The 13,354-nt window shown below is 65.5% G+C and carries 13 protein-coding genes and 3 tRNA genes; 11 read left to right on the top strand and 5 right to left on the bottom strand.

The features are described from left to right. Positions 1–8: 8 nt before the first annotated feature. On the bottom strand, positions 9–524 hold the full coding sequence (locus ACEF39_RS08085; protein WP_500287574.1) for a hypothetical protein: 516 nt from the start codon (positions 522–524) through the stop codon (positions 9–11). Between the two features lie 32 nt (positions 525–556). Then, positions 557–1,450 carry a 4-hydroxy-tetrahydrodipicolinate synthase gene (gene dapA / locus ACEF39_RS08080; protein ID WP_230112518.1) on the bottom strand — a complete coding sequence of 298 codons (894 nt, stop codon included), beginning with the start codon at positions 1,448–1,450 and terminating at the stop codon, positions 557–559. A gap of 164 nt (positions 1,451–1,614) precedes the next feature. Here dapA and ACEF39_RS08075 point away from each other — a divergent pair, with 164 nt between their 5' ends. The 10 genes from ACEF39_RS08075 to ACEF39_RS08030 all read left to right on the top strand — a co-directional run bounded on the left by ACEF39_RS08075 (position 1,615) and on the right by ACEF39_RS08030 (position 7,767). After that, positions 1,615–2,175, top strand: a complete 561-nt coding sequence (locus ACEF39_RS08075) for a glycine cleavage system transcriptional repressor (RefSeq protein WP_025879444.1) — start codon at positions 1,615–1,617, stop codon at positions 2,173–2,175. Between the two features lie 91 nt (positions 2,176–2,266). Then, complete coding sequence (locus ACEF39_RS08070; RefSeq protein ID WP_500287573.1) at positions 2,267–2,746, top strand: peroxiredoxin; 480 nt, start codon at positions 2,267–2,269, stop codon at positions 2,744–2,746. A gap of 84 nt (positions 2,747–2,830) precedes the next feature. Next, positions 2,831–4,231: a PhoH family protein gene (locus ACEF39_RS08065; RefSeq protein WP_500287572.1), complete on the top strand. Its 1,401-nt coding sequence runs from the start codon at positions 2,831–2,833 to the stop codon at positions 4,229–4,231. A 29-nt stretch (positions 4,232–4,260) separates the two neighbouring features. Continuing rightward, on the top strand, positions 4,261–4,734 hold the full coding sequence (locus ACEF39_RS08060; RefSeq protein WP_500287995.1) for a hypothetical protein: 474 nt from the start codon (positions 4,261–4,263) through the stop codon (positions 4,732–4,734). Between the two features lie 10 nt (positions 4,735–4,744). Then, on the top strand, positions 4,745–5,413 hold the full coding sequence (locus ACEF39_RS08055) for a YoaK family protein (protein WP_230112521.1): 669 nt from the start codon (positions 4,745–4,747) through the stop codon (positions 5,411–5,413). A gap of 310 nt (positions 5,414–5,723) precedes the next feature. Next, entirely contained in the window at positions 5,724–6,533 is an 810-nt protein-coding gene (gene thiD / locus ACEF39_RS08050) for a bifunctional hydroxymethylpyrimidine kinase/phosphomethylpyrimidine kinase (RefSeq protein ID WP_500287571.1), read from the top strand. Beyond that, complete coding sequence (locus ACEF39_RS08045; RefSeq protein WP_500287570.1) at positions 6,530–7,456, top strand: alpha/beta hydrolase family protein; 927 nt, start codon at positions 6,530–6,532, stop codon at positions 7,454–7,456. Before thiD ends, ACEF39_RS08045 begins: the two co-directional genes overlap by 4 nt. Beyond that, positions 7,447–7,523, top strand: a tRNA-Arg gene (locus ACEF39_RS08040). The genes ACEF39_RS08045 and ACEF39_RS08040 overlap by 10 nt, the downstream gene beginning before the upstream one ends. A 58-nt stretch (positions 7,524–7,581) precedes the next feature. Continuing rightward, positions 7,582–7,658 (top strand) — tRNA-Arg (locus tag ACEF39_RS08035). Between the two features lie 32 nt (positions 7,659–7,690). Further along, positions 7,691–7,767, top strand: a tRNA-Arg gene (locus ACEF39_RS08030). A gap of 610 nt (positions 7,768–8,377) precedes the next feature. Here ACEF39_RS08030 and ACEF39_RS08025 read toward each other — a convergent pair. Continuing rightward, positions 8,378–9,298 (bottom strand): LysR family transcriptional regulator, encoded by a 921-nt coding sequence (locus tag ACEF39_RS08025; protein ID WP_500287569.1) that lies wholly within the window; start codon positions 9,296–9,298, stop codon positions 8,378–8,380. A 140-nt stretch (positions 9,299–9,438) separates the two neighbouring features. Here ACEF39_RS08025 and ACEF39_RS08020 point away from each other — a divergent pair, with 140 nt between their 5' ends. Beyond that, on the top strand, positions 9,439–10,140 hold the full coding sequence (locus tag ACEF39_RS08020) for a pirin family protein (RefSeq protein WP_500287568.1): 702 nt from the start codon (positions 9,439–9,441) through the stop codon (positions 10,138–10,140). Between the two features lie 54 nt (positions 10,141–10,194). On the opposite strand, the gene ACEF39_RS08015 is transcribed toward ACEF39_RS08020, so the two are convergent. Together ACEF39_RS08015 and ACEF39_RS08010 are read right to left on the bottom strand one after the other, a co-directional pair. After that, positions 10,195–12,390, bottom strand: coding sequence for a TonB-dependent siderophore receptor (locus ACEF39_RS08015; RefSeq protein WP_500287567.1), 2,196 nt, complete (start codon positions 12,388–12,390; stop codon positions 10,195–10,197). A gap of 160 nt (positions 12,391–12,550) precedes the next feature. Further along, a complete protein-coding gene (locus ACEF39_RS08010; protein WP_500287566.1) occupies positions 12,551–13,246 on the bottom strand; it encodes an alpha/beta hydrolase in 696 nt (231 codons plus the stop codon). Positions 13,247–13,354: the final 108 nt, after the last annotated feature.

Here is a 13,354-nt window from a genome sequence, read left to right as displayed (position 1 = left end):
ACCGGCCATTACGGGGCCAGCTTCGCCTTCAGCGTGGCAATCAGCTTCACCGGGGCTTCGGCGGTGGCCGGCAGGCCACGCGGGTCGACCGCGGAAATGTAGGCACCGGCGTCGACGGCGACCACGCGGACCAGGAAGTTGCTGCCTTCATAAGCCACGTCATACGAGCCCAGCAGCTGCGCGCGGGTGGCGATGGTCAAGCCTTCCACGCCTTCCAGCGCGGTACCAACCTTGGCGAAGGCTTCATCCTTGCTGCCGGCAATGGTGAAACCGGTGGCGCTGACTGCGGGGGTGGCTGCGGCCGGCGTGGCCGGCTTGGTCGCCGAGCTCAAGGTCGGCACCTGGTTGTTGCCGGCGCCTGCCGGCAGGTTCAGGTCCGGCGGCACTTCCAGCGGACGCACTTCCGGGGCCAGAGCGTAGTCGCCCTTGACGCCACGCTTGAAGCAACCGGTGGTGCCGGCTGCGGTGGCCACGGCAAGGAGCGCGAAGGACAGCACGCGGACGGCGGAAACGGGTTGGCGCATGTGAATCTCCTGGATCAGACCAAGACGGAAGGTCAGTGGCTGGAAAGGGCTTCGAGGGCGGCGATATCGCCGGCGAGATGGTCGGCGGCAGGCGCATGTGCAGCCGAAAGCGGCAGCAGCGGCAGGCGCAGATCGTGACCGATGCCGATCCGACGCAACAGCGCCTTGACCGGAATCGGGTTGGATTCGACACCGCAGAAGTCATGGAACGGCTGCAGGCGCGCATCCCAGGATTCGACGGCTTCATGGTCATGGGCAGCAGCCAGGTCGCACATCCGGCGGTAGGCGCCGGGCAGCACGTTGGAACCGACCGAGATCAGGCCGTCCATGCCGGCCTGGATCGAACGTGCGGCCGTGCCGTCATCACCGGTAAGCACGGCGAAGGTCGGGCTGCGCAGGTCCAGCAGCGCACGCACGCGGCCGGTATCACCCACCGCTTCCTTGATGCCGACGATGTTCGGATGGCTGGCGAGCTCGGCCACGGTCTCCGGCAGCATGTCGCAGCCGGTACGGCCGGGCACGTTGTACAGCACCACCGGCAATCCCCCCTGCTCGGCCACCGCACGGTAATGCGCGATCAGGCCGGCCTGGGTCGGCCGCACGTACGGCGGGGTGACCACCAGTGCGTGGGTGGCGCCGAGCGCGGCGGCGCGGCGGGTCTGTTCGATGGTCTTGGCGGTGCCGGACAGGCCGGTGCCGGCCAGGACCGGAACGCGGCCGGCGATACGCTCGACCGCGCTGGCCAGCAGCTGGTCGTACTCCGCATCGGACAGGGTGGCTGCCTCGCCGGTGGAGCCGGCAACGACAACGCCTTGGACGCCGCCCTCCAGCTGCAGGTGCAGCAGGCGCTGCCAACCGTCGGGGTCGAGTGCGCCGTCGGCCCGGAAGGGGGTCGCCAGCGCGGTGATGAGGCCGGAAAGGGACAAGGACGTGCTGCTCTTGGCTGGGGAGGGAAAACGTCCGCCACGGAAGGGCGCGGGCGTTCTGAATGTTACTTGCGGCGCGAAAGCACGGGCAAGTATGCTGGACACCGGTGGATCCCCGCCTCAGGCGGGCATTCAGACTAACGCATGCATTACCCGGAATCGCCTTGACCGACACCACCCCGCGCCCAGCGCCGAGCGAAAACCACCTCCTGATCAACGCCTATACGACGCATCCGGAGTCCCCCCTGTTGTCCGTCACCCGCCGCATCGCCGACAGCGGGTGCAATCTGGTGGATGCACGCCTGGCCACCGTGGGCCGCGATGTCTCGGTGACCGCGCTGGCCACCGGCTCCTGGGATTCGGTGGCCAAGCTGGAAGCGATGCTGACCCGGCTCGAGCGCGAGGAAGGCCTGAAGCTGGTGTGGTATCGCACCGAAGCCAAGCAGGCGCAGTCCAACCTGCTGCCGTACATCGTCGAGGTGATCGCCGCCGACAAGCCGGGCATCCTGTTCCAGCTGGCCGATTTCTTCGATCGCCAGGGCATCACCATCGAGACCCTGCAGAGCACGCGTTACCGCGCCATGCAGACCGGTGCGGAGATGTTCAGCGCACAGGTCACCATCGGCGTGCCGGCCAACATGCACATCGCCGCCCTGCGCGACGATTTCCTCGAGTTCTGCGACCACTTGAACCTGGACGCGATCATGGACCCGATGAAGTTCTGATTGAAATCCTGATTTTTCGCGCGCTCCTCACGGGCGCGTGGCGTTTCATGCAATTGTCGTAGAAAGAACCCAGGCTCGACAGAAGGACCTCATGAACAACGGCGATACCCTGGACAGCACCACCCTCTCCCTGCCGCTGGCGCTGTCCGGCGGCGCCCAGGCCACCCTCGGCGATTACGCCGGCCAGTGGCTGGTGCTGTACTTCTACCCCAAGGACAGCACCCCGGGCTGCACCACCGAAGGCATTGACTTCAACGCACTGCTGCCCGACTTCAGGAAGGCGGGCGCGGTGGTGCTTGGCGTCTCCCGCGACTCGGTGAAGTCCCACGACAACTTCTGCGCCAAGCAGGGCTTCGCGTTCCCGCTGGTCAGTGATACCGACGAAGCGCTGTGCAGCGCCTTTGAGGTGATCAAGATGAAGAACATGTACGGCAAGCAGGTACGTGGCATCGAGCGCAGCACCTTCCTGATTTCCCCCGACAGCCGCATCGTGCAGTCATGGCGCAAGGTCAAGGTCGCCGGCCATGCCGACGCCGTGCTTGCCGAACTGAAGGCCCATCCGTCCAAGTGAGTCCCATCGCCCACTTTGTCCGCCACCACCCTGCCCTGCAGCAGGCCGTGGTGGTTTTTCCCTGTCCGTAACCAGGAACCGATGATGACCCGAGGCAAGCGCATCTACGTGCTGGATACCAACGTGCTGATGCACGATCCCACCGCGCTGTTCAAATTCGAGGAGCACGATGTCTACCTGCCCATGCAGGTGATCGAGGAGCTGGACAACGGCAAGAAGGGTACGACCGAAGCGAGCCGCAATGCCCGCCAGGTCAGCCGCTTCCTCAACGAGCTGGTGCAGGCTTCGGGCCTGGACAACCTGGCCGAGGGCATTCCGCTGCAGCGGCCGCAGGGCCTGCAGCTGCGCGGCAAGCAGAGCGTGGGCCTGCTGCGCTTCCAGACCAGCCATTTCGACGCGGGCAAGAGCTTTGGCAAGGTCATCCCGGATAATGCCATCCTCGGCGCGATCCTGGCGCTGAAAGAAGAAACGCCGGAAATCCCGGTGGTGTTCGTCTCCAAGGACATCAACCTGCGGATCAAGGCCGCCATCGCCGGCATCGTGTCGGAAGACTACGAGAACGACCGCGCGCTGGACGATTTCAGCCTGCTCTACACCGGCGCCACCGAGTTGCCGGAAGACTTCTGGAAGCGCCACGGCGAGGATCTGCGCAGCTGGAGCGACAAGGGCCGCACGCACTACGAAATTCTCGCCCAGGACGGCGAAGAGTGGTACCCGAACCAGTACGTGTACCTGCCAGGCGAAGACGAAGTCGAGCTGCGTGTCAGCAAGATCGTCGGCGATGGCAAGGTGGTGTTGTCGCTGGTCGATGACTTCCGCCACGGCAGCCATGCCGTGTGGGGCATCAGCGCGCGCAACCGTGAGCAGAACTTCGCACTCAACGCACTGATGGATCCGGAGATCGACTTCGTCACCCTGCTTGGCACCGCCGGCACCGGCAAGACCCTGCTGGCGCTGGCCGCCGGCCTGGCGCAGACGATGGACCAGCAGCGCTACCGCGAGATCATCATGACCCGCGCCACGGTCAGCGTCGGCGAGGACATCGGCTTCCTGCCCGGTACCGAAGAAGAGAAGATGACGCCGTGGATGGGCGCGCTGACCGACAACCTGGAAGTGCTGACGCACAACCAGGAAGGCGGTACCTGGGGCCGCCAGGCCACCAACGACCTGCTGGCCAGCCGCATCAAGATCCGCTCGATGAACTTCATGCGCGGCCGAACGTTCCTGTCGCGTTACCTGATCCTGGACGAGGCGCAGAACCTCACGCCCAAGCAGATGAAAACGCTGATCACCCGTGCCGGCCCCGGCACCAAGATCGTCTGCCTGGGCAACGTCGAACAGATCGACACCCCGTACCTGACCGAAACCACGTCGGGCCTGACCTATGCGGTGGACCGCTTCAAGAACTGGCCGCACAGCGCGCATATCACGCTGCGTCGCGGTGAACGCTCGCGGCTGGCCGATTACGCGTCGGAGGTGTTGTGAACCGTTGCACCCGTCTGCTGCTGCCATCGATGGCGGTCGCCATTACCACGCTGCTCGGTGCCTGCGCGACCACGCAGGGACCGGCCAGCGTGCCGACCACCGAGCGCAGTGGCCAATCCTGGGTGGTCACCCGCCCGATCATCGCCGCGCAGGTGCTCGACACCTGTTCGCGACCCAGCCCCGGCCGCGAGGCCGGGCGGGTCAGCGGCTACTGGGCACCGAGCCGGCAGCAGGTGGACCAGCTGGAAGCGAAGCTGTCAGCGCTGGAAACGCAGGTGCCGCATGTCATGGATTTCGATCGCCAGTACGTCGGCATCGAACTGGACGGAAAGCAGGTGATCTACATCAACGCGTTCCACCAGCCTGAAGACAACAGTCTGCGGCCCGCCCGCGAAGCGGTGCGGGTCTGCGATGGCGGCGCGCAGTTCTGGGGCGCGGTCTTCGACCCGGCCAGCGGGACCTTCAGCGAGCTGCAGTTCAACGGCGGCTTCGGCGGGCCCTGAGGGGCCTGCCATGGGAATCCGCCTGCCCACCTGGGTCTGGATCGGCGCGGTCGCGCTGTCGTGCGTGGCCGGCATGGTCAATGTGGTTGGCTTCCTCGGTTTTGAACACCAGGCGGTCAGCCACATGACCGGCAGCACCAGCCAGCTCGGCATGGCGTTGGCGCAGGGTGATTGGCGCGCGGTCGGCCATCTGTGGGGTCTGCTGATCGCATTCTCACTGGGCGCGATGGTCAGCGGACTGCTGATCCAGGACAGCGCACTGCAGCTCGGCCGCCGCTACGGCGTAGCACTGGCGCTGGAATCGCTGTTGCTGCTGGCGGCCATTCCGCTGTTCAAGCAACATCAGATCTGGGGCGCACTGGCAGCCGCGATGGCCTGCGGACTGCAGAATGCGATGGCTACCACGTTCAGTGGTGCCGTCGTACGCACCACTCATCTCAGCGGCATGTTCACCGATCTCGGCATCGGCCTGGGCCACCTGCTGCGCGGACTGCCGCTGCAGGTACGGCGCCTGACCCTGAGCGGCCTGATCATCAGCGGCTTCCTTGCTGGCGGCGTGATCGGCGCTTGGCTGTTCGTACGCTGGCAGTACGACGCCCTGCTCGCCCCTGCCCTGCTGACCGGACTGACCGGCCTGGGCTATGTGTTCTACCAGCAGTGGGCACGCTGGCGGCGGTGAGCATGGCGTCATCCACGCATGGCGTGGATCTACGTTGTCCCTCCGATCATTTCCGCGATATCCACGCATGGCGTGGATCTACTGCAGGAAGCCGTCAGAGGCGGGGCGGTGTGGGGCTGCAGGACCGTTGGCGCCATGGATGGCGCCATCGAGCCCCCATGGACGGGTTTACGGCGTGTCCTGCAGGCCCACACCGCCCCGCATCCCACGAGATGCCGCCGTTGCTCCGGTGTTGCTGTTGCTTCTGCGGGTGCCGGGTGCAACCCGGCCGGCACTACCCCCACACTTAGCAGCACGGCACAATCACCGCATGAGCCCGACCACCCCCGTTTCCGCCCTGACCATCGCCGGCTCCGATTCTGGCGGTGGCGCCGGCATCCAGGCCGACCTGAAGGCCTTCGCCGCGCATCGCGTGCACGGCCTGTCGGTGATCGCCGCGCTGACCGCGCAGAACACCCGCGGCGTCAGCGCCGTGCACGTGCCGCCGGTCGACTTCCTGCGCGCGCAGATCGAGGCCTGCTTCGACGACTTCGATATCCACGCAGTGAAGCTGGGCATGCTGGCCAACGCCGAGGTGATCCACGCTGTGGCCGATGCCCTTGAACGCCATCGACCGCCGCACGTGGTGCTGGACCCGGTGATGGTCGCCACCAGCGGCGCGCGCCTGCTGGAGGACAGCGCGCTGCAGGCAATGCGCGAACGGCTGCTGCCACTGGCCACCCTGGTCACCCCCAATGCACCGGAAGCGGAGCTGCTGGTCGGCCGCAGCATCGACAATGGCAACGACGCAGAACAAGCCGCCGCCTCACTGCTTGATCTGGGTGCCGGTGCCGTGCTGCTGAAGGGCGGTCACCTGCAGGAGGGCAACCGCGTGGTCGACCGTTACTTCGATGGTGTCAGCAGCGAAGAGTTCATCCATGCCCGCTTGCCATTGGATGCGCACGGCACGGGCTGCACGCTGGCCTCGGCCATCGCCGCACAGCTGTGCAACGGGCTGAGCCTGGCCAATGCCTGCGAAGCCGGCATCGACTACGTAGCGCGCGGCCTGCAGCAGGGCTACGCGCCTGGCCGCAGCGAGGTGCTGGTACTGGACCACTTCGGCGCGGCACCGCACGCATGAGCGATTCGCCACGCGCGCTCGCCGTGGACAGCGGCGATGGCCACCGTTACGAGATCATCGCCTGCGTGCCTGCACAGCCGCTGGCACGGCTGTTGTGGCTGCCGGCGCTGGGCGTGGCCACGCGCCATTACCTGCCGCTTGCGCAGGCACTGGCAGCCAGGGGCGTGGCGGTCTACCTGCACGAATGGCGCGGCAATGGCAGCAGTTCGCTGCGCCCGTCACGCACCCAGGATTGGGGCTACCGGCAGATTCTCGATCACGATCTGCCGGCCAGCCAGGCCCTGCTCGCCGATGCCGATGACGCGCAGGAGGTACTGCCATGGATCATCGGTGGTCACAGCCTGGGCGGTCAGCTGGCCTGCGTGCATGCCGGGCGCCAGCCGCAGGCATTCGATCGATTGTGGCTGGCGGCCAGCGGTACACCGTTCTGGCGCACGTTCCCGCCACCACGCGGCTGGTTGCTGCCGCTGATCTATCGCTTCCTGCCATGGATCTCACGGCATCAGGGCGTGCTGCACGGGCGCCGGCTGGGCTTCGGCGGCACCGAAGCACGGGGATTGATCGCCGACTGGGCGCGCGTAGGGCTGAACAATCACTACGCTGCCGTGGGCATGGACGAGGACCTCGATGCGCAGATGGCGCGCGTGCATGGCAGTGCGCAGGCGGTGCTGATGGAAAACGATTGGCTGGCGCCTATCGGATCGATGCAGGCGCTGCTGGCGAAACTGCCGAATGTCGCCTCACAGCTGCGCGTGCTTTCTGCGCAGGAGCTGGGCGCGCGAGCCGACCACTTCGCGTGGATGAAACACCCGGAGGCTGTCGCAGAGGCGTTTTTCATTCAGTTGGGTGAAAATTTTCACAAAAGCGTTGACGACTCGCGCCGACATCCGCATAATTCCGCTCCTGTCGCAGGGCGCCCGTAGCTCAGTTGGATAGAGTACCTGGCTACGAACCAGGCGGTCGGGAGTTCGAATCTCTCCGGGCGCACCACTCGACAGACCTTCAGCATCCGCCGCTGGAAGTGCAGTAAAATTTGATTGTGTACCGCGCGCCCGTAGCTCAGTTGGATAGAGTACCTGGCTACGAACCAGGCGGTCGGGAGTTCGAATCTCTCCGGGCGCACCACACACGATCAACACAACAAGTTTATGTAATTGGCGCCCGTAGCTCAGTTGGATAGAGTACCTGGCTACGAACCAGGCGGTCGGGAGTTCGAATCTCTCCGGGCGCACCATTACACCGAAACAGCAGGCCCCGGCCTGCTGTTTTTTTTGTGTGTTTTTCGGCAGGGTTGCACCCTGCACCCGCAGAGGCCAAAGCAACGGCAACAGCAGAAGCAGGCATTCCGTGGGATGGCGGGACGGTATGGGCAGACAGGACACGCCGTAAACCCATCCATGGGGGCTCGATGGCGCCATCCATGGCGCCAACGGTCCTGCCTACCCATACCGCCCCACCTCTGACAGATTTCCGCGATCGGGTAGATCCACGCCATGCGTGGATGAATCTCATCGAGATCAAATATTTCGACAATTGAACGAAGAGCATCCACGCGTCGCGTGGATTCACGTGTCGACCAAGGTCGACACCCACCAAGAGCAGACCAAGAGCAGGCCATGCCATCCAACAGATCGCGGAGATCTGTCGAAGGCGGGGTGGGTCCGGTTGCGGGGGCGTGAGCCGCATGGATGCGGCGACCGAGCTTACATGGACGTACTTGCAGCGTCCCCCGCAACCGGACCCACCCCGCCATTCCACGGAATGCCCGCTGTTGCTTTGGCTTTGGCTTTGGCTTTGGCTGTTGCCGTCGATTCGGCAGGTGCAGGGCGCAGCCCGGCCGAACCCTATCCCTCTGCCATCGCCTGCCACCATTGCGCCAGCAGCTCCGGCCGTCGCAGGCGCTCGCGCCACCAGCGCAGGGCCGCGCCATCTTCGCCGGTGCGCCAGGCCAGCCAGAAGGTCTCCTCCGGCTTGTGCTCCTCGACCTCGCGGATCACCAGCTGGCCGCGCGCCACCGCCGCGCGCGCGCACGGCTCGGGCAGGAAACCGAATCCCAGCCCTTGGCACTGCAGCTTCAACTTGCTGGCCATGTCCGGCACGGTCAACGTCTCCTGGCCCATCAACAGACCCACCGTCCGTGGCAGCAGCCGCCGTGCCGAGTCGGACACGGCGATCGCGCAATACGGCGCCAACTGCTCGCGGCCCAGCACACCCGGCACCGTCGCCAGCGGATGACCGGGCGCCACCGCAAACACGAAACCAACGCTGCCCAGCGGCTCGACCACGTAGCCCCCGCCACTGGGGCCCTCGCCCGGCGCGCCCACCAGCAGGTCGGCACGCCGGTCCAGCAGCGCTTCCCAGGTCCCGGACAACGCCTCGCCAAACAGGCGCAATCGGGTCGGCGCCGCCACCTCGCGGAAAGCAGCAATTTCCGGCCCCAGCAGCCAAGTCGGGAACACCGAATCCACCGCCATGGTCAATTCAGCCTCCCAGCCCGAGGCTACCCGCCGTACCCGCAGTTCCAGCTCCCGGGCCGCACGCAGCAGGTGCCTGCCCTCCTCCAGCAACGCGCGCCCGGCCTCGGTCGGCTCCGCCCGCGGGCCGATCCGGTCGAACAGCTGCACGCCCAGATCCTCTTCCAGCTTGGCCACGGTGTAGGAAATGGTCGAAGGCACCTTGTGCAGGGCCTTGCCGGCACCGGCAAAGGAGCCTCGGCGGTCGATCGCATCCAGGATCTGCAGGGCATCGAGGCTGAGCTTGAGCATTCGAAATTTTCGATGATGGCTGTCAAAACTATCCGTTTTTCAAACCCAAGGTGCAAGCGGATACTTCTCTCCAACGGGGAAACACAGCGGCTTCCAGCCGAACCCGCTCCATCGAAACCATCGAACAAGGAGATTCCATCATGCTGCAGATCCGCAAGAGCGCTACCCGTGGCCTGGCCGAGCATGGCTGGCTGTCCTCGCGCCATACCTTCTCGTTCGCCAGCTACTACGACCCCCGTTATGTGAGCTTCGGCCCGCTGCGGGTCATCAACGAAGACAAGGTGACCGGCGGCCAGGGCTTCGGCACCCACAGCCACAGCAACATGGAGATCGTCTCCTATGTGCTGGGTGGCGCACTGGAACACAAGGACTCGATGGGCACCGGTTCGGTGCTGCGCTACGGCGACGTGCAGCGCATGAGCGCCGGCAGCGGCGTCAGCCACAGCGAGTTCAACCATTCGGCCACCGATCCGGTGCATTTCCTGCAGATCTGGATCTTCCCGCAGACCGAGAACATCACGCCGTCGTATGAGGAGACCCACTTCACGCCGGACAGCAAGCGCGGCCAGCTGCGCCTGATCGCCTCGCCGGATGGCGCCGATGGCTCGCTGCACATCCACCAGGATGCGCGCATCTTCGCCACCATCCTCGATGGCGAGCAGAAGCTGCATCACGCCCTGGCTGCCGGCCGCGGCGCGTATGTGCAGGTGGCGCGGGGCCAACTGCAGGTCAACGGCATCACCCTGGAAGCAGGTGACGCACTGCAGGTCAGCGACGAGGCACAGCTGACCCTGGAAAACGGCAACGACGCCGAAGTGCTGGTGTTCGACCTGCCGCTGTAACCAACACGCCCGCGATGCCGTCCGGCATCGCGGGCATGTCATGTCGCAACGCGATCAGAACTTGTACGTCACCGCCAGCCGCACGTTGCGCGGCTCGCCCCAGGTGTAGGTGCTGTACCAGCTGAAGATCGTGTAATAGCGCTTGTCCAGCAGGTTGTTGACGTTGACGGTAGCCGACAGGCGATCGTTGAACTGGTAGCGGGCCATGGCATCCAGCAGCCAGTACGGCTGGGTGCGATGAACCACCGACGCACCACTGGCCGGGTTGGTGATGTTGCCGAACGTGGAATCCTGCCAGCGCGCGCCGCCACCGACGGTCAGGCCACGCCAGTCGCCGCGAAGACGGTAGCTGGTGTGCAGGCTGAACTGGTTTTCCGGCTCCAGCGTGGACACCTTGGTCCCGGCCTGGCGGGCGATCTTGTGCGCAAAGCCGCCCTGCACCTGCCAGCCCTCGGCCAATTGTCCGGACAACTCCAGTTCGTAGCCCTTGGTGCGCACCCCCATCAATCCGCGATAGGCGATATCGCCGGTCGGCGTTTTGCCGCCTGTAGGCTGGGCGAAATTGTCCTGGTCAAGCTGGAACAGTGCCGCGCTGGCATTGAAGCGGCCGTCGAGGAACTCCGCCTTCAGACCCATTTCATAGCTGCGGCCTTCCAGCGGATCCAGTGCCTTGCCCTGTTCGTCGCGCTCACCCTGCGGCTTGAAGATGGTGCTGTAGCTGGCATAGACCGAATAGTGCTCACCAAGGTCGTAGACCACGCCGGCATACGGCACGAACACGCCGGTCTCGCGCGTCTGCGGCGAACGGTAGCTGGCCAGGCGGCTGCCGACGATCACCTTCAACGGGTCGGCCACGTCGAAGCGACCGACCACGTACAGACCGTTCTCGCGGGTCACTTCATTGTTGCCATAACCGCGCTGCCATTCCGGTTCCGGGATATCACCCTTCCAGCTGTTGTAGTCGGCAACGGCGGTCGGGTAGCCGGGCTGCGGCGAATAGCCGGTGTTGGTCCAGCGCTTGCGCGACGCACTGCCGCCGACCACCAGTTCATGCTGGCGGCCGAACAGACCGAAGTTGCCGCTCAGATAGAAGTCCGCAGCGTTGCTGACCGTCTTGCCGACGTACTTGCCCAGCCACAGCGAGACGCCTTCGCCGGTGACCGGATCGGGATTGCCGCCGGCCGCACCCGCCAGCGCGGCATCGTAGCCATTGACCTGGTGGTTGAGCTGCAGCTTGGCCACCCAGTCGTTGTCGAACGTGTGTTCCAGCGTGGCAAAGCCGGTGCGCACGTACTGGCGCCAGCCACTCCAGCGGGTACCGTTGTTGAACGAGCGCGGCATGTCATTGAAATTGCCCTGGCTGTCCAGCAACGGAATGCCGCCCCAGGTCGAGCCCTTGGGGTCGCTCTCCAGCACGTCGCCACCCACGGTCAGCAGCGTGCGTTCGCCCAGATCGGCTTCCAGCACGGCATAGCCGACCTTGCTGGTGCGCTGGTAGAAATCCAGATTGGAATGCTTGTCCTGCCAGGCAGCCACCGCACGGCCACGCACGCGGCCATCGGCGGTCAGCGGGCCGCCGACATCGACTTCTGCACGGTAGTCGTCCCAGCGACCGACGCCGAGCGTCGCACTGCCGGCAAATTCCTTGCCCGGCTTCTTGCGCACCAGGTTGATGGTCGCGCCGGGATCGCCCATGCCGGTCAGCAGGCCGGTGGCACCCTTGAGCACTTCGATGCGGTCGTAGATCGCGGTATCGCTGAGCGTATTGCCGGCCGAGTAGGCCGAGTCGCGCGACATCGGAATACCGTCGTACTGGAAGTTCTGCACGGCAAAACCACGTGCGTAGTACTCGGTGCGCTCACTGTCGTAGGTGACGATGCTGATGCCCGGGGTCACCCGCATCACGTCATCGATGCCATCCAGGCCGAAGTCGTCCATCTGCGCACGGGTGATCACGCTGATGGTCTGCGGGGTCTGCCGCGGGGTCAGTACCAGGCGGGTGGCGGTGGCGATGGTGCCCGGCGTGTAGGCGCCGCTGCCTTCGGTGATGGTGCCCAGCTGGTTGGCGGTGACCTGCACGGTCTGCAGGGTCTGCGAGGGCGTTTTGCCCTCCTCTTCAGCCGGGGCGGATTGCGCCGAAGCGGCGCCGGCAGCGGCCAGCGAGGTCAGCAGAAGACCATGGGCAAGGGCGTTCGCCAACGGGCGACGACGCAGGGAGAGCACGGAAAAACGAACAGGCACAGACGACACGACGGGACCTCCACGAAGGGGTGGGATCCTCTGGCGGCGGCTCGAGGCAAGGGGGGGGATGCGGCCAAAGGCCGCCGGCGCAGGAGTTTACTCTCCTGCGCCCCCGCTGTCGTGAGTGGCGCCCGGGTCTGATCAGGCTCTGCTTGCTCCGTATCGATGGTCAGCCGTCGACGGCGGCCACGGCCTCCAGGATCAGTGCCGCCACCTCGGCCGGATGCGAGGCCAGTGAGGCATGGCTCGCCTCCAGCTGCAGCAGGCGCTTGGGCTGCATGCGTACGGCCATGGCCTTCTGGTTCTGTGGCGCGATCATCCGGTCCTGGCTGGAAAGCTGGTACCAGCTCGGCTTGTGCTTCCACGCCGGGTCGCTGATCGCATCACCAAAGGTGCTGGCCAGCGGCGCCTTCTGGGTCACCGCCATCACCCAGCCTTCGTCGGCGCTGAGGTCCTGGCAGAAGCTCTCATGGAACTTGTCGGCACGCAGCCACAGATAGCCATCACTGTCCGGGGCCAGGTTCGGTGCTGCTTCGGGCAGGTGCTGCTGGGTAATGCCGCCGGGGCTCTCACCACTGTCCGGCGCGAATGCAGCGATGTAGACCAGACCCTGCACATTGGGCTGGTTGCCGGCTTCGGTGATCACCGCGCCCCCGTAGGAGTGCCCGACCAGTACCACCGGGCCATCGATCTGGCGGATCATCCTGCGCGTCCGCTCGGCGTCGTTGACCAGCGAGGTCAGCGGCAGTTCGACCGCCTTCACCTGGTCGTGGCCCTTGCGGTGCAGCTCCAGGATGACCTTGCCCCAGTGTGCGGCCCCGCCCCAGAACCCATGGACGAGGAGGATGGTCGGTGTAGTGCTCATGCGCTGATCTCCGGCGGCGGCCAGGCGGAATGCCCACCGTCGGGCTACTTTGCGCTGGCGACGTTAATCAACGGTGACGCATCCGGACCACTGCAATCGTATGCGTCG

Origin of the sequence: Stenotrophomonas indicatrix (assembly GCA_041545745.1) — a bacterium.
Taxonomy (GTDB): Bacteria; Pseudomonadota; Gammaproteobacteria; order Xanthomonadales; family Xanthomonadaceae; genus Stenotrophomonas; species Stenotrophomonas indicatrix_A.
Note: the sequence above shows the minus strand (reverse complement) of the source record. Positions and strands in the feature narration are given on the sequence as shown.

Excerpts from the sequence above, each read along its gene's own strand:
- ACEF39_RS08085 (WP_500287574.1), bottom strand. The coding sequence starts at position 524 with ATGCGCCAACCCGTTTCCGCCGTCCGCGTGCTGTCCTTCGCGCTCCTT.
- ACEF39_RS08070 (WP_500287573.1), top strand. The coding sequence starts at position 2,267 with ATGAACAACGGCGATACCCTGGACAGCACCACCCTCTCCCTGCCGCTG.
- ACEF39_RS08065 (WP_500287572.1), top strand. The coding sequence starts at position 2,831 with ATGACCCGAGGCAAGCGCATCTACGTGCTGGATACCAACGTGCTGATG.
- ACEF39_RS08060 (WP_500287995.1), top strand. The coding sequence starts at position 4,261 with ATGGCGGTCGCCATTACCACGCTGCTCGGTGCCTGCGCGACCACGCAG.
- ACEF39_RS08055 (WP_230112521.1), top strand. The coding sequence starts at position 4,745 with ATGGGAATCCGCCTGCCCACCTGGGTCTGGATCGGCGCGGTCGCGCTG.
- thiD (WP_500287571.1), top strand. The coding sequence starts at position 5,724 with ATGAGCCCGACCACCCCCGTTTCCGCCCTGACCATCGCCGGCTCCGAT.
- ACEF39_RS08045 (WP_500287570.1), top strand. The coding sequence starts at position 6,530 with ATGAGCGATTCGCCACGCGCGCTCGCCGTGGACAGCGGCGATGGCCAC.
- ACEF39_RS08025 (WP_500287569.1), bottom strand. The coding sequence starts at position 9,298 with ATGCTCAAGCTCAGCCTCGATGCCCTGCAGATCCTGGATGCGATCGAC.
- ACEF39_RS08020 (WP_500287568.1), top strand. The coding sequence starts at position 9,439 with ATGCTGCAGATCCGCAAGAGCGCTACCCGTGGCCTGGCCGAGCATGGC.
- ACEF39_RS08010 (WP_500287566.1), bottom strand. The coding sequence starts at position 13,246 with ATGAGCACTACACCGACCATCCTCCTCGTCCATGGGTTCTGGGGCGGG.